The 23,059-nt window shown below is 72.3% G+C and carries 8 protein-coding genes; 4 read left to right on the forward strand and 4 right to left on the reverse strand.

Going from position 1 to position 23,059, the window contains the following annotated elements:
• Positions 1 to 8: 8 nt before the first annotated feature.
• The 3 genes from WMF14_RS02105 to WMF14_RS02115 all read right to left on the reverse strand — a co-directional run bounded on the left by WMF14_RS02105 (position 9) and on the right by WMF14_RS02115 (position 14,371).
• The gene (locus tag WMF14_RS02105) at positions 9 to 11,585 is read right to left on the reverse strand and encodes an amino acid adenylation domain-containing protein (RefSeq protein WP_437798520.1); all 11,577 of its coding nucleotides are present in this window, start codon (positions 11,583 to 11,585) and stop codon (positions 9 to 11) included.
• Positions 11,586 to 12,112: 527 nt separating this feature from the next.
• Positions 12,113 to 12,694, reverse strand: coding sequence for a cupin domain-containing protein (locus WMF14_RS02110; protein ID WP_272097459.1), 582 nt, complete (start codon positions 12,692 to 12,694; stop codon positions 12,113 to 12,115).
• 432 nt (positions 12,695 to 13,126) lie between these two features.
• Entirely contained in the window at positions 13,127 to 14,371 is a 1,245-nt protein-coding gene (locus WMF14_RS02115; protein WP_437798521.1) for a class I SAM-dependent rRNA methyltransferase, read from the reverse strand.
• 30 nt (positions 14,372 to 14,401) lie between these two features.
• On the opposite strand from WMF14_RS02115, the gene WMF14_RS02120 reads away from it, so the two are divergent.
• From WMF14_RS02120 to WMF14_RS02135, 4 genes are all read left to right on the forward strand, one after another.
• On the forward strand, positions 14,402 to 15,475 hold the full coding sequence (locus tag WMF14_RS02120) for a hypothetical protein (protein WP_437798522.1): 1,074 nt from the start codon (positions 14,402 to 14,404) through the stop codon (positions 15,473 to 15,475).
• 549 nt (positions 15,476 to 16,024) lie between these two features.
• Positions 16,025 to 17,218: an FIST signal transduction protein gene (locus tag WMF14_RS02125; protein WP_272097462.1), complete on the forward strand. Its 1,194-nt coding sequence runs from the start codon at positions 16,025 to 16,027 to the stop codon at positions 17,216 to 17,218.
• Positions 17,219 to 17,243: 25 nt separating this feature from the next.
• Positions 17,244 to 19,115 carry a sensor histidine kinase gene (locus WMF14_RS02130; protein ID WP_437798523.1) on the forward strand — a complete coding sequence of 624 codons (1,872 nt, stop codon included), beginning with the start codon at positions 17,244 to 17,246 and terminating at the stop codon, positions 19,113 to 19,115.
• 111 nt (positions 19,116 to 19,226) lie between these two features.
• Positions 19,227 to 21,185 carry a 4-alpha-glucanotransferase gene (locus WMF14_RS02135; RefSeq protein ID WP_437798524.1) on the forward strand — a complete coding sequence of 653 codons (1,959 nt, stop codon included), beginning with the start codon at positions 19,227 to 19,229 and terminating at the stop codon, positions 21,183 to 21,185.
• A 198-nt stretch (positions 21,186 to 21,383) separates the two neighbouring features.
• Here the strand turns inward: WMF14_RS02135 and WMF14_RS02140 are convergent, their stop codons facing one another.
• Positions 21,384 to 22,880 carry a hypothetical protein gene (locus tag WMF14_RS02140; RefSeq protein WP_437798525.1) on the reverse strand — a complete coding sequence of 499 codons (1,497 nt, stop codon included), beginning with the start codon at positions 22,878 to 22,880 and terminating at the stop codon, positions 21,384 to 21,386.
• Positions 22,881 to 23,059 lie beyond the last annotated feature (179 nt).

Genomic DNA, 23,059 nt, shown 5'->3' on the forward strand with positions numbered 1-23,059 from the left:
AGGGCCGCCTAGTGCGTCGTGTCGCCGCTGTCGGGGCTGCTGTCCGGGCCGCTTCTCTGGGAGCCCCAGCGGCCCGTCCTCGCCCGGGCGGCGGCCGAGGGGATCGCGGCCCGCGCGTGGCTCCGCGCCGCGATGTGCTCCCGGATGACGCGGGCCACGGACGCGACCTGGGGAGGCTCCATCATCGTGAAATGGTTGCCGGGGACCTGGTGCATGGCGAACGGGCCGCGGGTGAGGTTCATCCAGTAGCCGACGTCGTCGGACTCCGCCTCGAGCTGCTCGCGCGCGCGCACGAACAGGACGCTGGCCTGCGTCGGGCGCGGCTCGTAGAGCGTCATGGCGCGCCAGGTGCTCAGCACGATGGCGCGGAACGGCGTGTCCTCCTGGAGCGCCGCGACGAAGCCCTCGTACGCCTTGGGCGCCGTCTCCTGGAGCGCGCTCATCTGCTGGACCATGTCCTCGGCGCCCTCGATCGACCTGCGCCGCGCGGACGCGAGGGATCCGGTGTCGAGCAGGAGGAGCTGCGCCTTCTGCCCTTCCGCGAGGAGCTGCTGCGCCATCTCGTAGGCGATCACGCCGCCGGCCGAGTGACCGCCCAGGAGGTACGGGCCCTCCGGCTGGACGGCGCGCAGCTCCTGCACGTACCGCGCGGCCATGGCGGGGATCTCGGTGAAGACGGGCTCGTCGGGCTCCATCCCCGACGCCCGGATCCCGTAGATGGGCAGCTCGGCGCCCATCTGCCGCGCCAGCTCGCGGTAGATGTAGATCGTGCCGCCGATGGGCTGCACGAGGAACAGCGGCGCCCTCCGGCGCGCCCCGACCTGGAGCGGGACAAGGAGCCGGCCGGCCCCGCGATCCGACGCCACGGCGCTCGCGCTCCTGCAGGTGGGCGGGGCGCTCAGCGGCGCGGGCGCGCTGGGGGGCTGGCTCCCGCGGATGTGCTCGGCGAGCGCCGCGACGGTGCGGAGCTCCAGCAGCACGTGCACCGGTAGCTCGATCTTCAGCCGCTCCTTGATCTGGGCCCGCACCTGGAGGGCGCTCAAGGAGCTCCCGCCGAGGTCGAAGAAGTTGTCGTGCGGCCGCACCCTGGCCACGCCGAGCACCTTCCTGAAGATGTCCGCGAGCGCGCGCGCCACGTGATCGGCGGGCGCTCCGTCCCTCTCTTCGTAGGCCGCGCCGACCCGCTGGGACACAGGCGCCGGGGCCGGCGGGGCGTCGCGGCTGTCGAGCGCCGACGAGGGCGCCGCCCTGGACGCGGGCGCCGGGCGCGAGGCGCCGATCACGTACGGCGTGCGCTCGAACGGGTAGGTGGGCAGCGGGACGCGACGGCGCCGCTCGTCCCGGGAGAACGCCGCCCAGTCGACGTCGGCGCCGGCGCACCAGAGCTGGCCGACGGCGGCGAGCAGCGCCTCCAGGTCCGTCCGATCGGAGCCCGAGCTCGCCAGGGTCGTGAGGACGAGCCGCCCCTCGCCGGCGTCGGGGTGCCGGCTCGTCAACGCGGCCAGGGTTCGCCCGGGCCCCACCTCGACGAAGACGTGGTCCGGGTCGACGAGCAGCGCCGCGATCCCTCGCTCGAAGCGGACGGTCCCCCGGAGGTGCCGCGCCCAGTACGACGGATCCTGCGCATCGGCGTCCGTCATCCAGGTGCCGGTGAGGTTCGAGAGCATCGGGATGCGCGGCGCCCGCCGCTCGAGGGAGGCCGCCAGCCGGGTCAGGCGGTCCGCGAGCGGGCCGACGAGCGAGGAGTGCGCCGCGATGGCGATCGGAAGGCGCCGGGTCTCGTGGCCCTCGAGCGCGAGCTCCCGCTCGAGGCGATCGATCGCCGAGGCCATGCCGGAGACGACGCACGCCTCCGGGCCGTTGACGGCGGCCAGCGAGAGGCCGTCGCCGAGGCGAGCGAGCAGCGCGTCCTCGGAGAGGTGCACGACGAGCGTGGCCGTGTCCTCGGGCAGCAGCTCGTACAGGCGCCCGCGCGCCGCGATGAGCTTCACCGCGGCCTCGAGCGACAGCACGCCCGCGACGCAGGCCGCCGTGTACTCGCCAAGGCTGTGCCCGCTGACCGCCGCGGGGCGGATGCCCCACGAAAGGAGCAGCTGCGCCGTCGCGTACTCGGTCGAGAAGATGGCCGCCAGGTTCGCGCAGGGGGCGCGCAGCCGCTCGGCCGCGCGCTCCCGCTCCTCGGGGTCAGGGAAGAGCAGCGCCCGGATGTCCATGGACAGCTCGCGCTCGAACAGCGCCGCGCACCTGTCGATGCTCTCCCGGAAGACGCGCTCGCTCCCGTAAGGCTCTCGCCCCATGTCCACCCGCTGGGTGCCCCCGCCGGGGAACAGGAACACGACCTTCGGCGAGCGGCCCTCGGCCACATCGCTGAAGGCGTTGGCGGGATCGCGCGCTCGCAGGTGGGAGGCCGCCGAGGCCAGGTCGCGGCAGACGACCGCTCGGCGATGCGCGAACGGCGCCCGGCCCTGCTGGAGCGTGAAGGCGACGTCGGGGAGGGAGAGGTCCGCCGCGTGCCGCAGCCGCCCGGCCAGTCGATCGGTGGCGCGCTCGAGCGCGTCGTTCGTCCGCGCGGACAGGACCAGCAGCTGGCAGGCCCGCGATGGGCCGGACGGCTCCCGGGCGGGGGCCTCCTCCAGGACCACGTGGGCGTTCGTGCCCCCCATCCCGAACGCGCTCACGCCGGCGCGGCGCGGGAGCGCTCCGCGCTTCCACGCGAGCGGCGCGGAGTTGACGAAGAACGGGCTGCTCTCCAGGTGGAGCTCGGGGTTCGGGCGTCGGAAGTGGAGCGTGGCCGGGATCAGCTCGCGCTCGAGCGAGAGCGCGGCCTTGACGAGCCCGGTGACCCCGGCGGCGGCCCCGAGGTGCCCCAGGTTGCTCTTCACCGAGCCCAGCGCGCAGAACCCGACTTTGTCAGTGCCATTTCTGAAGGCGCGCGACAGGGCGGCGACCTCGATCGGATCGCCGAGCTTCGTGGCCGTGCCGTGGCCCTCGACGAAGCCGATGCTCTCCGGATCCACCCCCGCGGCGGCGTGGGCCTTGAGGATCGCCTGCACCTGCCCTTCCAGGCCCGGCGCGGCGTAGCCGACCTTGCGCGAGCCGTCGTTGGTGATCGCGGATCCGAGGAGGACGGCGTGGATGTGATCGCCGTCGCTCAGCGCGTCCTCCAGCCGCTTGAGCACGACGACCGACACGCCGCTGCCGGCCACGGTCCCCTGCGCGTCGGCGTCGAACGGCCGGCAGTGTCCGTCCGGCGACGCGAGCGAGCCCTCCTCGTGGACGTGACCGAGCCGCTTCAGCGGGAGGACCACGACGCCGCCCGCGAGGACCATGTCGCAGTCCTTCGCGGCGAGGCTCTGGCAGGCCATGTGGACCGCGACGAGCGACGTCGAGCACGCGCTCAGGACCGTCACCGCGGGCCCGCGGAGGCCCAGCTTGTACGCCACCCGGGTCGTGAGGCCGTCGGTGATGTTCCCGGTGAGGACCTGGTAATACTCGGCGCTCAGCGGCGCCTTGGGTACGCCGATGTGCTCGAGCCAGTAGAGCGGGGCCTCGCTGCCGGCGAAGACGCCGACCGACTGCTTGCAGGAGAGCGGGTCGTAGCCGGCCCTCTCCATCGCTTCCCAGGCGCACTCGAGGAAGATCCGATGCTGCGGGTCCATCAGCGTCGCCTCGTTCGGGCTGTAGCCGAAGAACCGCGCGTCGAAGCACATCGCGTCGTCCAGCACGCCGCACGCCGGCACGAGGTTCGGCGCGCGGATGAGGTCCAGATCGACGCCCGAGGCCTCCAGCTCCTCGGGCGTGAAGAACCGGATGCCCTCGACGCCGTTGCGCAGGTTGAACCAGAGCGCGTCGATGTCGCGCGCCCTGGGGTAGCGTCCGGCCATCCCGATGATCGCGACGGCGTTCTCGGGCGCCCTCCTGCGCGCAGGAGCGGGGCCCGGGCGGCTCGAGGGCTGCGTCGGCGGCGCGGGCGCCTCGCCCTCGTCTGCCTCCGCGGCGGGGGGCGCCGCCCCGAGGTGCGCGGCCAGGCTGCGTATCGTCGGGTGCTGGAACAGCTCCACGATCGGCACGTCCCGGCCGAGGCGCGCCTGGATCGCGGCGCGGACCTGCACGAGCAGGAGCGAGTGGCCGCCGAGCTCGAAGAACCGGTCATCGAGCCCCACGCGGTCGAGGTCGAGCACCTTGCGCCAGATCTCGCAGAGGACCGCCTCGAGGTCCGAGGCCGGCGCGGCGGCCTTCGGCGCGGCGCTCGGCGCCGGGCGCTCCGGCGCGGGGAGCGCCCGCCGGTCGACCTTCCCGCTCGCGTTGAGCGGCAGCGCGTCGAGCTTCACGAAGGCCGTCGGGACCATGTACTCGGGCAGCTTCGCGGCGAGGAACGCCCGCAGCGCCGGGACGAGGGCGCGCGCCTGCCTGGCGCGGACCGGGTCGTTCGTGAGCGGCGCGCGCGCCTGCTCCTCGGCGACGCGCGCGGCGCGCGCCTCGCGCCAGGCGCGCGGCCTGCGCGGGTCCCCGTCGCGCTCGAAGAGGGCGTCCATGCGCCCCGGCGCCCCGTCGCGCGACCACGTGACGCGGATCGCGTAGCCCAGCCTGCCGCCGAGCTCCCAGAGCGCCTCCGGGTCGATCGCGGCGCCCGGGAGCGCGCCGCCCGCCGCGAGGACGTCCTCCTTGGTCCCGCTCGCCGCGGCGAGCGCCGCCGCCGCGGCGAGGTCCGCGTGCACGCGCGCGTTCGGGATGCCCAGCACCTCCAGCGCCTCGGGGCGGTCGTCGCGCAGGGCTCGCTCGAGCTCCTCCAGGCCCGCCGAGGGCCAGCCCAGCGACCGGGTGATCACGACCGGCTCCGGCGCCTCGCCGACGAACAGCACGGCGTCGTAGCGGTAGCGGGTCATCTCGTCGGCGCCGCGGCCGCGCCTGAGCCAGATCTCGACATGTGAGACGCCGGGGATCCGGCCGAGCAGGGCGTGGAAGTACCCGGGCGCCACGACGAGCTCCTCCTCGGCCGAGATCGCCCGCTCGACCCGGCTCTGCAGCGCCGCGGCCGGGGTGTCCGGCGACGCCCGGTGCAGCGCGACCGACGCGTGGAAGGCCTCGAGCAGCGGCAGGCTCCGCACGTCACCGACGAAGACGAGCCCGCCGGGCGCGACAGCGCGCGCGGCGCCCTCGAGCACCGAGCGCAGGTAGTCGGCGCCGGGGAAGTACTGGACGATCGAGTTGAGGACGACCGCGTCGACGCTCTCCGGCGCGACGTGATCGAAGTCGCTGGCCTCGCGGCGCGCCAGCGTCACGCGCGCGTACGCGCCGCCCGCGAGCCGGGCCCGGAGCAGCGAGAGGGCCTGCTCGGAGATGTCCGTCCCGAGGTAGGCCTCGCAGCGGGGCGCCGCCTGCAGCAGCAAGAGGCCCGTCCCGCAGCCGATCTCCCAGACCCGCCTCGGCTGGAAGGACAGGATCCGGTCGACCGTGACGTCGCGCCACACGCGCATCTCCGCCGGATCGATCGGCGCGCCTGTGTAGCTGCTGTTCCAGCCCGTCGTGTCGAGATCCGGATCGGCGCCCGCGCCGCCCTTCGCGTACGTGTCGTCGTCGTACAGCGCGCGCCACGCCGAGACGTGGTCCGCGTCGAGACCCGCGTCCCCTGCCGCGGGCCGCTCGCCGCGCAGCCCCGGCACGACGTAGGCGACGAGCTGCCTGTGGCCGGGGGTGTCCTCCCTGGCGAGGACGACGGCGTCGTCGACGCCGGGGTGCTGCCGGAGGGCGGCCTCGATCTCGCCGAGCTCGACGCGGAAGCCGCGGAGCTTCACCTGATGGTCGAGCCTGCCGAGGAACTCGATGTTGCCGTCGGGCAGCCAGCGGGCGAGGTCGCCGCTGCGGTACATGCGGGCGCCGGGCGCGTCGGCGAAGGGGTCGTCGAGGAAGCGGCCCTGGGTGAGGGCGGGGTCGCCGAGGTAGCCGCGGGCGAGGCTGTCGCCGCCGATGTAGAGCTCGCCGGGGACGCCGATCGGGACGGGCTGTCGCCGCGGGTCGAGGAGGTAGACGCGCACGTTGTCGATGGGTCGGCCGATGGGCGGCTCGCGCGCGGCGTCGTCGGGCGCGAGCCTGGGCAGCGCGCAGGAGGTGGTGCAGACCGTGGCCTCGGTGGGGCCGTAGTTGTTGACGACCTCGAAGGGGATGGCGCGGTGGGGCCAGAGCCGGAGCTTGTCGCCGCCGGTCGTCAGGGCGCGCAGGGCGCAGCGCGCGGGCCACTCCAGGCGCAGGAGCTCGTCCGTCATCGGCGTGGGGACATACGCGACGGTGATCTGCTGCTCCAGCAGCCACTGCTTGAGGTCCAGGGGCGAGCGGCGGACCGGATCGGAGGGGATGTGCAGGCACGCGCCCGAGCAGAGCGAGGGCCACACCTCCCAGACCGAGGCGTCGAAGCCCGGGCTCGCCATGAGCGTGGTCCGATCGGTGCCGGACAGGGCGAAGCGCCGCCTGTGCCAGGCCACGAGGTTGGTGAGCCCCCGGTGCTCCACGAGCACGCCTTTCGGGCGTCCCGTCGAGCCCGACGTGTAGATGACGTAGGCCAGGTCGGCGGGGCCCGCGCTCCTCGGCGGCGCCGAGCCGGGCAGCCCGGCGAGCGCCGCTCCGCCCGCGTCGAGGCGGATCACCGCGCCGCCGAACGCGGGGATGCGGTCTGCGAGGCGCGCCTCGGCGACGAGCACCGGCGCCCGGGAGTCGCTCAGCATGAACGCGAGCCGGTCCTGCGGAGAGTCCGGGTCGAGCGGGACGTACGCCCCGCCCGCCTTGAGGATCCCGACGATGCCGAGGAGCAGCTCGAGCGACCGCTCCGCGCAGATCGCGACCGTCGTCTCCGGCCCCACCCCGGCCTCGCGCAGGCGGTGGGCGAGCTGGTTCGCCCGGCGATCGAGCTCGCCGTACGTCAGCGCGCCGCGGTCCGACACAGCGGCCGGGGCGCGCGGCGCCCGCGCCGCCTGCGCCTCGAACAGGTCGAGGACGCTCCTGTCCCTCGGGTGGTCCGCGGCGGTGTCGTTCATCTCGACGACGAGCCGGCGCTGCTCGGCGCGCGTGAGCATCGGCAGCGACGAGACGGGCAGCCCCGGCTCCGAGGCCGCGGTCCCGAGCATCGTCAGCAGGTGATCCGCCATGCGCTCGATGGTCGCTCGCTCGAACAGATCGGCGCTGTACTCGAACATCGCCGCCACGCCGCCCTCGCTCTCCCAGGAATAGAGCGAGAGATCGAAGATCGTCTTCTTGGCGTCCGCCTCGATGGGACGGACCTCGACCCCGGCGAGCGCGAGATCGCGCTCCGCCGGCATCTGCGGGGCGAACGCGATCTGCACGATCGGGTTGTAGCCGGGGCTGCGCTCGGGCCGGAGCTCGTGCACGAGCACGTCGAAGGGCAGCGTGTCGTGCTCGTAGGCCTCCAGGCACACCTGCCGCACCCGGTGAAGCAGATCGTCGAAGCTCGGGTCGCCGGAGAGATCGAGGCGTACGGGCACCGTGTTCACGAGGAAGCCCATGAGCGCCTCGAGATCCATGCGCGCCCGGTTGGCGCTCGGCATTCCGATCAGGATGTCGTCGTGGTGCGTATAACGGTGCAGGAGCACGCTGAAAGCGGCCATGAGGACCATCGTCACCGTCATGCCGCGCCGGACGGCGAGCTCCCGGAGGGCCTCGACGAGCGGCGCCTCGATCCGGAAGGAGACGGCCCCGCCGCGCAGGCTCTGGACCGCCGGCCGCGGGCGATCGCTCGGGAGATCGAGCAGCGGCGGCGCGTGGAGGAGGCGCTCTTTCCACCAGGCGAGCAGCCCTGCGTGGGCGCCGTCCTTCACGTGCTCGCGTTGCCACGCCGCGAAGTCGGCGTACTGGATCGCGAGCTCGGGCAGCGCGGCGGGGGCGCCCCGGCGGTGGCCGTCATAGAGCACGGCGAGCTCCCGGAACGCGAGCTCCATGGACCAGCCGTCGGTCGCGATGTGATGGATGTGGAGCCAGAGGATATGGTCCTCCGGCCCGAGCTTGAGCAGGCAGGCGCGCAGCACGGGGCCGCGCGCCAGGTCGAAGAGGGTGCGCGCCTCCGCGTTGATGCGCTGGTGCGCCGCGACCTCTCGCTCTCCCTCGGCGAGGTGCTGGAGATCCACCACGTCGAGCTGCAAGGAGCTCTGCGGGGCGATGACCTGGACCGGACGCCCGTCGCGCTCCGCGTAGGTCGTCCGCAGGATCTCGTGCCGCTCCGCGAGCTCTCGGACGCCCCTGTCCAGCGCTCGGACGTCGACCTGCCCGCGCAGGCGGAACGGGAACAGGCAGTTGTAGGCCCGGCTCTCGGGCGAGAGCCGCTGGAGGAACCACAGGCGCTCCTGTCCGAAGGACAGAGGCAGCGGCCCGAGGCGCGGGACCTTCGTGATCGCGCGCTCGGCCCGCCGCGCCGCGCGCTCCCGCTCCAGGACGGGCGCGAGATCGACGATGGTCGGGTGGCGGAAGAGCTCCTCGAACCTGAGGTCCACCCCGAGCGCGCCGCGGACGCGGGAGAGCAGCCGCACCGCGTGGACCGAGCTGCCGCCCAGCTCGAAGAAGCTGTCGTGGATCCCCACGCGCTCTCGCCGCAGCACCTCCTGCCATATCCCCGCGAGCGACGCCTCGATCGGAGAGCGAGGCGCCGCGAAGCCCCGCGCGAGCTCGGTCCACGCGGCGGCGGGGGCAGGGAGCGCGGAGCGGTCGATCTTGCCGTTCGCCGTCACGGGCAGCGCGTCGAGCGCGACGAAGGTCGACGGCACCATGTACTCGGGTAGCCGGCCCTGGAGGTGAGCGCGGAGCGCCGCCGGCGACGCCTCCGCTCCCTGCGCGGAAGCTGCCTCACGGCTCCTCGCGACCACGTAGGCGACGAGGCGCTTGTCGTCGTGTCCGTCTTCCCTGGCGAGGACGACGGCGTCGTCGACGGCGGGGTGCTGCCGGAGGGCGGCCTCGATCTCGCCGAGCTCGAGGCGGAAGCCGCGTATCTTGACCTGGTGGTCGAGCCTGCCGAGGAACCCGATGTTGCCGTCGGGTAGCCAGCGGACGAGGTCGCCGGTCCGGTACATCCGTGCGTCGGGCGACGCGGAGAAGGGGTCGGGGACGAAGCGGTCTCGGGTGAGATCCGGGTCGTGGAGGTAGCCGCGGGCGAGGCCGTCGCCGGCGATGTAGAGCTCGCCGGCGACGCCGATCGGGACGGGCTGGCGCCGCGGGTCGAGGACGTAGACGCGCACGTTGTCGATGGGTCGGCCGATGGGCGGCTCGCGTGAGGCGCCGAGGTCTTCGGGGGCGGCCCTGGGGAGCGCGCAGGAGGTGGTGACGACGGTGGCCTCGGTGGGGCCGTAGTTGTTGACGACCTCGAAGGGGATGGCGCGGTGAGGCCAGAGTCGGAGCCTGTCGCCCCCGGTCAGCAGGGAGCGCAGGGCGCAGCGCGCGGGCCACTCGAGGCGCAGCAGCTCCTCGGCGATGGGGGTGGGGACGAAGGAGACGGTGATGTGCTGATCGAGGAGCCACTGCTTGAGCTCCAGGGGCGAGCGGCGGAGGGGTTCGGAGGGGATGTGCAGGCAGGCCCCGGAGCAGAGCGGGGGCCACATCTCCCAGACCGAGGCGTCGAAGCCCGGGCTCGCCACGAGGGTCGTTCGATCCGCGCTGGACAGGGCGAACCGCCGCCTGTGCCAGGCCACCAGGTTGGTGAGCCCCCGGTGCTCCACGAGCACGCCTTTGGGGCGGCCCGTCGAGCCTGACGTGTAGATGAGATACGCGAGGTCGTCCGGCGCCTGGCCGGCAGCGGGAGGAGGCACCTCGTGCGCGGGCTCGCGATCGAGCGTCGCCCGATCCGCGTCGAGGCGAACGACGTCGAGCCTGTGGCCCGGCACGCGGCCGACGAGGCGCTCGCTGGTCAGGAGCACCGACACCTTCGCGTCCTCCACCATGAACGCGAGCCGATCCTGGGGATAGGCCGGGTCGAGCGCGACATACGCGCCCCCCGCCTTGAGCACGCCGAGCGCGGCCACGATCATGTCCGGCGAGCGCTCCAGGCAGACGCCGACGAGCACGTCGGGCCCGACGCCGCTCTTCCTGAGGAGGTGGGCGATCTGGTTGCTCCGCCGATCCAGCTCGGCATAGGTGAGGCGCTCGCCTTCGAACGCCACCGCGACGGCGGAGGGGGCGCGGCGCGCCTGCGCCGCGATCTGCTCGTCGACCCGCTCGCGCGGCCGGGCGTGTGATGCGCCGCTGCTCCAGTCGACGAGGAGCTGCCGCCGCGCGCCGGCCGACAGGAGAGGCAGCTCCGAGATCCGCCGGTCAGGGTCCTCCGCGGCGCCGCCGAGCAGCGCTTCCCAGTGGTCGAGCAGCCTGGCCGCCGTCGCGTGCTCGAAGAGATCGCGGCGGTAATCGAGCCTCGCGACGACCCCTGCGCCGGCGTCGTAAATGCTCGCCACGAGATCGTAGCCGACGTAGGGCAGGTCGAGGTCCGCTCGGGTCAGCGTGAGGAGCGGCCCTTCGCACGGCGGAGGGCTGGGGGTCCGCGCCTCGAAGAGGGCCTGGACGATCGGCGTGCGGCCCGGGTCGCGCGGCGCCGCGAGCCTCTCCAGCAGCGCCCTGGCGGGAACCTCGCTGTTCGCTCTGCCCTCCTCGATGGATCGGTGTACCTGGCCCAGGAGCTCTCGGAACGAGGGCGCTGCGCCGAACCTGCCCCGCACGATCATCGGGCCGCCGAACAGGCCGATGAGCCCCTGAACGTCCGGCGCATCGCGTCCGGGCGAGGGCACGCCGATCAGGACGTCCTCCTGGCCGGTGATCCGGTGCAGGACAGCGAGCATCCCCGCGAGCAGCGCCGTGAACAGGCCCGCTCCTCGATCCCGGGCCGCTGCTTCGAGCCGCTGTAGGAGCTCTCGATCGAGCGCGCGCTCGGCTGATCCTCCGGCGAAGGTCTGCGCGGCGGGCCGCGGCAGGTCCGTCGGAAGATCGAGGGCAGTCGGCGCGCCAGCGAGCTCTCGCGCCCAGTGGTCGAGCCGCGCGTCGAGGCGTTCGCCCGCGGCGCGGCCGAGCTGCCGCCGCACGTGGTCCTGGTAGCGCATGGGCAGCGCCGGAGGCGTCATGGAATGGTAGAGGGCGAAGAGCTCCGAGAAGAACAGACCCACGCTGAAGGCGCCGTCGCAGATGAGGCCGTGCATGGACAGCGCGACCAGGTGGCGGCGCGGGCGCGCTCGGATGAGCGCCACCCGCCAGAGCGGGGCGCGCTCATGATCGATGGTACGAGCGACCTCCTCGCGGGCGGCCGCGAGCGCCGCCTCGTCCGAGGTGGTCTGTCGGTCCGCGGCGAGGTCCACCTCCCGGAGGTCGATTGCCACCGTGGGTGAGACGACCTGCGCGGCCTCTCCCTCGCGTTCGACGAAGGAGGTCCTCAGCGGCTCGTGGCGCGCCGCGATCGCCTCGACGGCGCGGATCAGCCTCTGCACGTCGAGATCCCCGTCGAGCCAGGCCACGCCTCGTTCATGGATCGCCGGCGTGGGGCCGTGGATCCGGGCCAGCAGCCACTTCGTCTCTTGCTCCAACGAAAGTGGCGCGTACGTCAGCTCAACCATTGCGCATGCCCTCCTGTCCGTCGATGTCAGGGCTCCCCTCTCTCTTCACGCTCGAGCGTTCGGAGCGGGCCCTCGCGCTGCGTTCACGCGCGCCGCGTGCGCGGTGCCATGCAGCTTGTCAACCACTCCATCCCTCCCCGCGCGCGGGCTGTCGGCTCAGCGATGCCCTCGGCGCTCGGGCGTTTCCCCTCCCGAACGCGCGATCCATCCCGAGCGCGCAGCTGGTGTACGCCTGCGACGAGTCCAGGGCGCGAGGTCTCGACGTCTATGCCTCCCCCGGCAAGACGATTTATTAGTTTGCAGAATTAATAATGATCTTTGGTTTTGGACTTGCCAAGCGGAATCATGAAAATCGTTCGACCGATGAGCGGCGGGCTCACTTCGATCCTCTCCGCGCTAGTTCACGCGCGCCGCGCGCCGCGCGCTGCCCGGCGCCGCGCCGGCAGAGGGTCGGGTCTGGCGATGAGTATTCAGCACATCCGCGGCTTGGTGGTTTGCCTTCCGCGAATGGACCACAAGGGCAGGCGCTACTTCGTGGGAGGGTCGGTGAAGAGCAGGCCAGTCGCCGCCGTGAGCTTCTCCAGGATTGCGGGCCCGAAGCGCTCGGCGAAGCGCGCCCTGTCCTCGGGGGCGATGGCGATGTCGCCGGGCTCGTCCTCGTGCTCGTCCGTGATGATGGCGAGGAGCAGCGCTGGCTCCTGGCCGACGTTCTCGAACTGCCGGTAGACGCCCACGGGGACGTCGATCATATCGAACGGCTCGAGCGTCGTCTCGTCCGTGCCGCCCTCGTTCCATCGCAGCGCGAAGCGGCCCTTGAGGCAAAGGAATACCTCCCGCGAGCGATGGTGTACGTGCAGCAGAACTTTATCGCCGGGCCGGCAGCTGACGATGCCCACGCTCATGCCCTTGGGGCCGGCGATGGCCGGCTCCATCCCCTCGCCGACGCCCTGCGCCGCGTGCGCCATGAGGAGATACATGGGAGGGTTCACGGCGTCGAACGCCTCTTGTGGGATGCTGGCGTCGACGGTGTGATTCATGTGAGCCCGGAGCTCGCCGAACCGCGCGATGCGCGAGCGCATCTGCTCCGGGGTAATCCTCAACGTCTTCATGATAGACCCCCTTGTCTTCTGCGTCCGAGCTACTGGCGTACTCGGCGCGACTCTCCGCCAAGGTACCGCGGATTATGGCGATGCGCCCGATGAACGACTGCTTGGATGCTGCTTTATTGCTCAGCCTTGTCGCAGGTAAGCAGTGCGTTGGCCAAGTAATGGGCAATACTGAGCCGGTATAGTAGTGTGGCCACGGAAGGCCGACATCACGCCGAAACAGGGAGCATCGAGGCGCGATGCTGCCGAGGCGCCGAGAGCCGCGCCGCGGGGCCGATACGGCCGCGGCGCGCGGCGGTCATGTCTTTATATCGACAGCGAATTCCAGGCACGGCCATTTCCACCGTGCCGGATTGAACGCGCGCCACGGCGCGCCGCGGCGCGCCGCGCCGCGCCGCGCGTTCAATGGCGCGCGCGCGCGCGCGCGTCAGCCCCTCACTCCAGCACCACGAACTTCAGATACCGCCCCTCCCACCACGCCGGCAGCGTCGGGTGGTCCTCCGGCTGCCCGTGGATCGCCCGGATCCGAAGGTCGTCCCGCTCCAGCGTGGCGTCGTCCAGCGTCGCCAGGAAGTCTTCCGCCGTGATGTGGCTCGAGCACGACGCCGCGCACAATATGCCGCCCCGATCCAGCACGCGCGCGACCGCCGTGTGCAGCCGCCGGTAGGCGCCGAGCGCGCGCGGCTTCGCGCGCTCGCTCGGCGCGAAGCTCGGCGGGTCGCAGACGACGAGATCGTACCGGTCGCCGCGCGCGCGGGCCTTCTCGAGGAAGTCGAACGCGTCCGCCGTCACGAACTCGTGGGCCGCGGGATCCACGCCGTTCTCGCGGAACGTGCGCTGCGCCGACGCGTGCGCGGCCGACGCCGAGTCGACGGAGGTGACCCGGCCCGCGCCGCCGAGCGCCGCGGCCACCGAGAAGCCCCCCGCATAGCTGAACAGGTTCAGCACGCGCCGGCGCCCGGCCGCGAGCGCGCGCACGCGGGCGCGGTTGTCGCGCTGGTCGAGGAACGCCCCCGTCTTCTGGCCGCGCGCGAGATCGACCTCCATCGCGACCCCCGTCTCCCTCACGAAGAGGCGATCCGGCAGCGGCGGCCCGTGCAGGTGCGCGAGCTTCTTCCCGTCGGCGTCCTCGCCCGCCGCCGCCGACGCGCGCGCGCGCAGGCCGATCGAGCGCACGCCGTGGGCGCCCAGCGCGCGCGCGAGGTGCGGGAGCAGGCGATCGAGCCAGGGCGCCAGCATGTCGCCGTCGAGGCGGATCACCGCGGCGCGCTCGTACCGATCGATGACGAGCGACGGGACCCGGTCCCCCTCGCCGTTGCACAGCCGGTAGGCCGTCGTGTCGCGGCCGGCGAACCAGCCGTCGCGCAGGGCGAAGGCGCGCTCGAGCCGCTCCGCGATCGCCCGCTCGTCGAGCGGCGGCGCCTGCGTGCGCTGGAAGACGCGGACGGCGATCGCCGAGTCCGCGTCCCAGAGCCCTCGCCCGAGGAACGGCGCCCCCTCGGCCGACAGCTCGACGACGTCGCCCGACGCCGCGGCGCCCCCGCGATGCACGCGCTCTCCGCGCTTGCCCTCGCCGCGCTTGCTCCCGTGCCCGCCGCCGTCCGCGATGCCGTCTCGGTAGACCCATGGGTGGCCGCGGCGGACGGCGGCCGCGGCCGTCGCGGTGAGATGGACCCGCATCGACCCCGCCTAGCACGGTAAGCTCGCAGCGTGCTGCACCGAGTTCGTTCGTCCGGATGGGCCTGCCTCGGGGGGATCGCGCTTGCCGTCGCGGCAGGCTGCACGCAGGACCACGGCGTCCTCGGCCGGGATCCGTCGAGCGGGGCGAGCACCTCCGGCGCCGGCGGCGGCCCGGGGGCGACCACGAGCGGAGCGACGACGACCTCGGGCGCGGGCGGCGGCGAGGTCGAGCCGCCGGGGCCGACGAAGCTGACGGTGGTGAACGGCGTCGGCGATCACGAAGCGGTCCGCTTCTGCTTCCTCGCGTACCCCGACGGGACCGGCGCCGGCGTGGACCCCTGGCCGAGCGCCGCCGCGGGCCTCGCGTTCGCCCGGGCGCAGGCGGTCGAGCCGCTCGGCTCGGCGATCCCCGAGGGGACGAGCCTGCGCGCGCACGTGATCGCCGGCGACCTCCGCGCGACGGAGGGGCTCGACTGCGCGGAGATCCTCGCGCTCGCCGCGGAGAGCGCGGCCCCGATCGTGGCCGCGGGGCTCCCCGTGCTGCCGGCGCCCGTGTTCGCCGAGGAGAAGAGCCTCCTCCTGGTCGCTACCGGATGCCTCGGCGGCGAGGGGCACACCCACGCCAGCGAGAAGGAAGGCTGCGGCGACGCCTACACGATCGACACGCCGACCGCCGGGCTCGTCGCGGTCGCCATGTCGCGGCGGACGAGGTTCGACAGGGTGAGCCTGCAGGTCGCGCACGCGAGCGCGGCGACGGCGGTGGTCCAGGTGGAGCTGACGCCCGGGCGCGGGGGCGCGACCGGGGCGACGCTGGCGCAGGACCTCTCGTACGGCGCGATCGCCCCGTTCCCGCCGTCCACCGGCTTCTCGGTGGGCGACCTCGGCGCGCTCGAGGAGGTCACGATCGAGACCCGCGATCCCATCGAGGGGGCGGTGACTTCGTCGGTGCCGATGCGCGAGATCCTGGCGAGCAGCGACGTGCCGGCGGCGGACATCGGGGACGGTCTCGGGTTCGTGCTTGTGGCCGTCGGGGCTGCTCCGGGGGCGGAGCAGGGCGGGTTCTGGCATCCCCTGACGTACTCGCTCGTGCGGGCGAATCCCTGAGCTCGTCCCCGAATCATCCCATCCCCGGCGAGCTTCCGGTGTTCACCGTCTCTCGTCGGACGGAACGACCACGTCTCGCCCGGCAGCGCGCCGTGGACTCCCCTTGATTCCGCCTCGGGCATCAAGGCTCCATCGAGCGCGGTTCGCAATGCCACGCTGCTGCCGTGTGGTGCCGTGTTGTCCAGTATTTGCGCAAGACCCTGATTGCGTCTGTACGGCCGATTCGAGTGTGTCCGGCGCGTCTGCCGAGCTTGCGGCGCACGTTGTCTTATTGGAGGATGAGGGGTCTGCCCCCTCGGCCTCAGGCGCCTCCCTCTCTCCTCGCGGGTCTGCGCTTCGCAGGCCTCCCCACGGCTCTGCCTGGCTCTTCGCCAAGGCGCGTCGCGCCGGAAAAGACGTGAAAGACGTGGAAAGACTTGAAAAGACGCGAGTCGCTCGACGAACGGGAGCGCCCTGTACGGATGACATCACGGGAGGATCACCCGCCGTGACGATCGGATGAATCTCCAGTATAACGCGAGTGCCGAAATTCCGAGGGGGGGAGGGAACATGGCGACACAGGTATTTGTCGGGGCGAGCTCCGCGGCGGATCCGAAAGAGGCTGCCTCAGAGGCCGTGGCGACGGCGCTCCGCGGGTCTTCCCGCACGGAGCATGCGGCGCGACCGGCGTTCGCCCTCGTCTTATCGACGGACCAGTACGACGCCGACGCGCTCGCCGCGGCCGTGACGAGCCAGCTGCCGGGCGTCCCCTGGGCGGGGTGCTGCACTGCAGGGGTCTTCGCCGGCAGCCGGCTGCTCCGGCAGGGGCTCGTGGTGGGGCTTGTCGCCTCGGGGACGGTGCGTGTCGGCGTCGGGGTCGCGCAGCCGGTGAGCCAGGACGGGCGGCGCGCCGGCGTGCTGGCCGCCTCGCGCGCCCTCGAGGCGTTCCCGTCGTCCGTCGCTCCCGGGTGGAGCCGCGCGCTCATCGTGCTGCCGGACGCGGTCACGGGCAACGGGGCCGACGTGGTGCGCGGCGCGGTCGAGGTCGGCGGGACGGGCGTCGTCTGGGCCGGCGGCGGCGCGGGCGACAACCTCCGCTTCGTGCGCACCGCGCAGTTCGCGGGCGGCAGGGCCTACTCGGACAGCGTGGTCGTTGTCGCCATCGACTCGCCGGCGCGCATGGCGACCGGCATCCGCCACGGCTTCCGGCCGTATGGCCCGCCCACGATGGTCACCCGCGCCGAGGGCACGGTCCTCGCCGAGCTCGAGTACGAGGGCGCCTTCTCGGTCTACCAGCGCACCGCGCGCGCGAGGGGGCATCAGGTGAACATCGACGGCTTCGCCACGTTCGCCATGACCCACCCGCTCGGCATCCCGCAGGCCGACGGCGAGCACGTCATCCGCGACCCGCTGCGCGTCGTCTCGCCGGGGGGGCTCTACTGCGTCGGCGAGGTCCCGGACGGGTGCCTCATCCGCGTCATGGAGGGCGACCCCATCGGCCTCGTCGGCGCCGCGCGCGAGGCCGCGACCACGGCGCGCGACGCGGTGGCCGGGCCCATCGCCGGAGCGTTCGTGTTCGACTGCATCTCGCGGTGCATGATGCTCGGCGAGACGGTGCGCGACGAGCTGACCACCTTCGAGAGCGAGCTCGGCGAGAGCGTCCCGGTGATGGGCTGTCTGACCTTTGGAGAAGTCGGCACGCTGGGCCGAGGAGTACCGCAGTTTCACAACAAGACCGCTGTCGTGCTCGCCCTGGGGGCCTGAGCGCCGGAGCGGTTGGAGCCCTGTCATGGCGAGCGGCGAAGAGCACGAGATCCAGGAGGAACGGCTGGCGCTCCTCAGCGTCCTCCAGGAGCTCACGGTCGCGGCGCTCGACCTCTTCGATCCGCACCAGTCGATGGCGGTCTTCCTGGAGCGGCTCGCCGAGCGCCTGAGCTGCATCGCCGTGCTCGTGCTCGTCGAGCCGGCTCCGCTCGCCCCGCGGCTCCTCGACGCCGCGGGCCTGTCGGCGAGCTCGCGCGCGCTGCCCATCCCGCCGCGCTCGCCCGCCGCGGCGGGCGAGCCCACCGGCGGGGGCGCGGGCCTCTCCTTGCCCTACCCCGAGCTCGCGCGGCCCGGGCTCGTGACGTGGCACTTCTCGCTGGAGGGGCAGGGCGACAGCGGCGCATCCAGCCTCCTCCTCTGCTTCGAGAGCGAGCCCCCGTTCGCGCCTCGGTACCGGGGCATGATGCGCCGGCTCACGGCGATCTTCCGCACGGCGCTCGTGCACCGCCTGCTCTACGCCCGCATGCTCGAGAACGAGCGCGAGCGGGCGCGGAACCTCGCCGCCGCGGAGGCGGGGCGCGCGGCGGCGGAGGCGGCGCAGCGGCGCGCGGCGTTCCTCTCGGAGGCGAGCCGGCTGCTCTCGAGCTCGCTCAACTACGAGGCGACGCTGGTGCGCGTCGCGCGCCTGCCGGTCCCGTTCGTCGCGGACTGGTGCATGGTCGACATCATCGAGCGCGAGGCGATGCTCCGGCGCGCTGTCGTCGTCCACGCCGATCCCCAGAAGAGCGAGCTCGCGCGCCTCCTGCAGGGCCAGACGCCGATGGACTCGGTCCTCCCGTCCGGCGTCGCGCGCGTGCTGGAGACGGGCGAGGCGGCGCTCTGCGAGGTCGCGGGCGCGCCCCTCGCCCCGGAGAGCGAGCGCGGCTCGTACGACAGCGAGCCGCCGGTGTCGGCCAGCGAGGCGCTCCTCATGGAGCTCGGCCTCCGGCGTTACATCGCCGTGCCGCTCGTCACGCGCGGCACGATGCTCGGCGTGCTCACCATCGCGTCCGGCCGCGACGATCTGATGTACGGCGTGGAGGACCGGGCGCTCGCCGAGGATCTCGGGCGGAGGGCCGCGCTGGCGATCGACAACGCGCGGCTGTACGAGAGCGCGCAGCGGGCGATCCGGGCCCGGGAGGAGCTCGTCGCGGTGGTGTCGCACGATCTCAAGAGCCCGCTCGCCACCATCGTCATGAACACGAGCCTCCTGCGCCGGAAGCTGCCGGGCGCGGACGAAGCCGTCGAGGTGCGGCGCCCCGTCGAGCGCATCCAGAAGGCGGCCGATCGCATGAACCGCCTCATCCGCGATCTGCTCGACCTGGCGAAGCTCGACGGCGGCCACATCTCGATCCAGCCGGTGCCCCACGACGTCGCCGGCCTGCTCGGCGACGCCATCGAGCTCCTGCGGGAGGAGGCGGCGGAGAAGTCGCTGCGCCTCGAGCAGAGCGTCGAGCTCGGCGTCGATCGGGCGCTCTGCGATCGCGAGCGGATCCTCCAGGTGATCGCCAACCTCGTCGGCAACGCGATCAAGTTCACGTCGCCCGGCGGCGAGGTCGCTATCCGGGCCGAGCCGTGGGGCCGGGAGGTGCGCCTCTCGGTGCGCGACACCGGCCCGGGCATCCCGGAGGACCAGCGGGCGCGGATCTTCGAGCGCTACTGGCAGGCGAAGGAGACGGCCCACAAGGGCACGGGGCTCGGCCTCTCGATCGCGAAGGCGCTCGTCGAGGTGCACGGCGGGCGCATCTGGGTCGAGAGCAAGGTGGGCGAGGGCAGCACGTTCTTCTTCACGCTGCCGATGGCGGAGGCCACCAGCGCGACCTCGGGAGTCGCGGCTGGCACGCGCCTCGGGGCCTGACGGCGGCATTCGGGGTTTGCCGTACATCGGTGTAATCACATCACCGAGGCAGATTGTCTCTTCACTTTGCGCGTTGGCGGCCCGATCCGTTCATCGCTATACCTTGCCACGATGAAGGACGTCGGGGACGACAGGGGCGATGCGGCGCCGGCCGAGGCTCGATGGGTCGATGACGAGAGGGGGCTCGTGGAAGCCGCGCTGCGGCTGCTGGGCATCCGCAACCTCGTGCTCGCGATCCACGATCCGAGCTTTCCCTCGGACGAAGCGGAGGACATCGGGCGCGGGTCCCCGTATACCGAGGGCGGGCGCCGATTCCTCCGGTTCGTCCGGGATCTCGGCTTCAACGGCGTCCAGCTGGGGCCGCAGGGGGAGACCTCCGCCGACAACGCGTCTCCGTACGACGGCACCATCTTCTCGCGGAGCACGCTGTCGATCGCGCTCGCCCGGCTGGTCGAGGACGGCCCCTCTGGCGCGCTCCTCCGCCCCGAGTCGCTCCGGGAGATCGTCGCGGGGCGGCCTCCTGGCAGCGAGGCTCGCGCGCAGCACGGCCATGCGTACCGCGCGCAGCGCGCCGCGCTCCGCGAGGCGTACGCGTCGTTCGAGGGCCGGCGGAGGCGCGGCGAGCTCGGCGACCTTGGCGACCTCGAGCGCCGCCTGGACGCGTTCACGCGGCGGAACGCGGCGTGGCTCGAGAGGGACGGGCTCTACGGCCCCCTCTGCGCCGAGCACCGGAGCGGCTGGTTTCACGGCTGGTCCAGCGAGCCGGAGCTGGACCGGCGCCTCTACGCGCCTGGCCCTGGCGAGGTGGTCGCGTGCGGGGAGCGCAGGAGAGCGCTCCTCGACCGGTACCGCGACGAGCTCCGCTTCTACGCCTTCTGCCAGCTCCTCGCGCACGAGCAGCACGCGGCGCTCCGCGCGGTGACGGCCGATCTCGGGCTCAAGCTCTACGGAGATCTGCAGATCGGCTATTCGCCTCAGGATGCCTGGGCCTATCAATCGGTCTTCCTCAGGGGCTATCTGATGGGGGCGCCGCCGAGCCGGACCAACCCGGAGGGCCAGGTGTGGAGCTATCCTGTCCTGGATCCCGCGCAGTACGCGGATGCGTCGTCCGGCGGGCTCGCGCTCGTCCGGGCGCGGATGGACAAGATGTTCGACGAGTTCGACGGGGTGCGCCTCGATCACCCGCACGGGCTCGTCTGCCCCTGGGTCTATGCCGCGGACGCCCCCGATCCGCTCCGCGCCGTCCAGGGAGGGGCGCGGCTCTTCTCGTCGCCGGACCTGCCGGAGCACCCGTTGCTCGCGCGGTACGCCATCGTCTCTCCTGGGCAGCTGAACCGCGCCGTGCCCCGGTACGCCGACGACTGGGTCACCTCGCTGTCCCCGGAGCAGGTCGGGCGCTACAGCGTCGTCTTCGACACGATCGCGCGCTGCGCGGAGGCCCGCGGGCGCGCCATCTCCGACGTCGTGTGCGAGGTCCTGAGCACGCTCCCGTTCCCGCTCGGGGCCGTCCTCGAGCGGCACGGGCTGGGGCGTTTCCGGGTCACGCAGAAGGCCGATCTCGACAACCCGAAGGACGTCTATCGCAGCGAGAACGCCGCGCCCGCCGATTGGATCATGGTGGGGACCCACGACACGCCGCCGCTCTGGAGGCTCCTCGACACCTGGGAGCGCGCCTCCGCGCTGGGGCGGCAGGCGGCGTACCTGGCGACGCGCCTCGCGCCCTCGCCGGCCGAGGAGGGCGCGATGGCGCGCGCGCTCGCGTCCGACCCCCGCGCGCTGGCGCAGGCCAAGCTCGCCGACCTCTTCGCCAGCCGGGCGTCGAACGTGATGGTCTTCTTCGCCGATCTGCTCGGGATGAAGGAGATCTACAATACGCCCGGGACGGTGGGCGACCACAACTGGTCTCTGCGGGTCCCCCGCGATTACGAGCGGTCCTATCTGGAGATGCGTGCGCGCGGCGCGGCCCTCGATCTGCCGCGCGTGCTCGCGCTCGCGCTGCGCGCGCGGGGGGGCGCGGAGTCGGAGGAGCGCGGGAACCTCGCCAGGCGGCTGGAGCGCCGCCCGGGCTAGCCTCGCGTTCGCCAGAGCGGCTCTTGGTCCCGGTCGAGGAGGTGGTCGGCCCGAGCTACTTGGGGCACCTGACAGATCCCCTCATTGGGGTGGCATTGAAAGCGAGAAATTGAACAGGGAGGCGGGGAGATTCATGGGATTTAACTCCCCGTCTCCCCGCCTCCCTGTGAATAATCCCGAAAAATCCGGGGAGATGCTTCAGTTCGGGCTCCACACGGCCCACTTCCCCGACGTGGCCCATGTGTCGCTCGCATCCTTGAACGCGCCGATGAACGCGGCGCTCGAGTCGAAGAAGTCGCCCGGCGGCGCGACTGCGTCCTTGGTCAGGGACGTCGCGGGACCGAAGACCGGCGCGGACGGGTCGAAGCAGCCCGGGAGACCGGGGTCCTCCTCCCGATTCTTCCGATCGGGCTCGCTCAGGAACGCGATCTCATCGAAGCCGCCGTCGTCGTCCTGGAGAATGCCTGTCCCGTCGCTCGTCTCGGCATAGGCGAAGTCATTCACCAGATTGGAGAAGATCGAGCTCGATATGCTCTGCTCGTGGTCCGGGTCGCGCACGTCGAGGCCCGACTCGAAGCCCGTGACGATCGTGTTGAAGATGTTCGCCTTCGTCGACCGGCGGAGGAGGATGCCGTACTGCTCCTTGCCCACGTCCACGCCTTTCCCGCAGAGCGTCGCGTTGTAGATCGTCGGCTCGCTCCGAGGCTCGAGCGCCGGCGTGAGCGCGAGCGGGTCGTTGTCCCCTTCGAACCCGTTCGTCTCCTCCGCGACGTCCGGGTCCTGCTGCGCCACGAGGAACTGGAGCTTTCCGCGATAGCCTTGGTCCCAGTCGAAGGCGTCGTCGCCGCTGTACTGGCAGGCGAGGTGCTTTGCGTTCACGGTGCCCCCGAAGAACTCGAAGCAGTCGTCGGACACGTGCCTCACCTGGACGAAATCGACGATCGTCCCCCTGCCGACCCCGCCGAAGGTGAGCCCATTGATCTCGTTGTTCGGCGCGAGCTTCACGCCGGAGTACTCGATGCGCACGTATTTGAGCGTGCCGCTCGAGTCGTTCTCGTCGATGCCCCCGTATTGCCCGTTGTTCGTCAATCCCTCGATCTGGCCCGGGGTGCGTGCGCCGTTCGCGTCCACGTGGTTGGTCGGCGCGTTGCCGAGGAGGATGACGCCGCCCCAATCGCCTGCCATGCGATCCTTCGGGGGCTTGCTGCTCGTGAACACGATGGGCTCATCCCTGGTGCCCACGGCGATGAGCTTGGAGCCCGGGTGCACCACGAGGGCGGCGGGGACTTGCGGGTTCGTCTCGCCGAGGAGGGTCGTGCCCTTCTCGATGGTCAGCGTCGCCCCGGCCGAGACGTTCACCTGCCCCTTGAGGATGTAGTTCTTGTCACATTTGAGCGTGAAATCCTCCGTGATATCACCGGTGATCTCGACGGGCGGCTTGTCGGCAGCCGCGCACCCGATGGGCGGGTTGCCGCCCTCGCCGCCGGCCGAGCCGCTCGACGAGGGGACGCAGATGCTGTCCGTGAGGTTGCAGATGGCGCCGTCGAACTGCGCGCAGTCCGCGTCGGAACTGCATTGCACATCCCGCTGCTCGATGATGAACGAGCACGCGAGGGCGCCCGTGGCGAGCGCGCCCATGGCGAGCGCGAGGGCGGCGGAAGGTGATGAGTCGACGAGGCTGCGCTTGCGGTTCATTGCAATGACCCGATGGCAAGAGAATCGTTTCTGTCAAGCAGGGCCGTGCTGTCCGGCTGACAGGACGTGGGGAAAACCGGTGCTAAGAGCCCATCCTATTCGCGAGAACGTCACATGGCAGCCGCTTCGAGGTAACAGCTCGAGGGCATTCTCCCGCCCGGGCTGGCCTCCCTCTGGGG

Source organism: Sorangium sp. So ce693 (genome assembly GCF_051521375.1).
GTDB lineage: Bacteria > Myxococcota_A > Polyangia > Polyangiales > Polyangiaceae > Sorangium > Sorangium atrum.

Bases quoted from the DNA above. Each gene is read 5' to 3' on its own strand.
- WMF14_RS02105 (WP_437798520.1), bottom strand. From the start codon at position 11,585: ATGGTTGAGCTGACGTACGCGCCACTTTCGTTGGAGCAAGAGACGAAG.
- WMF14_RS02110 (WP_272097459.1), bottom strand. From the start codon at position 12,694: ATGAAGACGTTGAGGATTACCCCGGAGCAGATGCGCTCGCGCATCGCG.
- WMF14_RS02115 (WP_437798521.1), bottom strand. From the start codon at position 14,371: ATGCGGGTCCATCTCACCGCGACGGCCGCGGCCGCCGTCCGCCGCGGC.
- WMF14_RS02125 (WP_272097462.1), top strand. From the start codon at position 16,025: ATGGCGACACAGGTATTTGTCGGGGCGAGCTCCGCGGCGGATCCGAAA.
- WMF14_RS02130 (WP_437798523.1), top strand. From the start codon at position 17,244: ATGGCGAGCGGCGAAGAGCACGAGATCCAGGAGGAACGGCTGGCGCTC.
- WMF14_RS02135 (WP_437798524.1), top strand. From the start codon at position 19,227: ATGAAGGACGTCGGGGACGACAGGGGCGATGCGGCGCCGGCCGAGGCT.
- WMF14_RS02140 (WP_437798525.1), bottom strand. From the start codon at position 22,880: ATGAACCGCAAGCGCAGCCTCGTCGACTCATCACCTTCCGCCGCCCTC.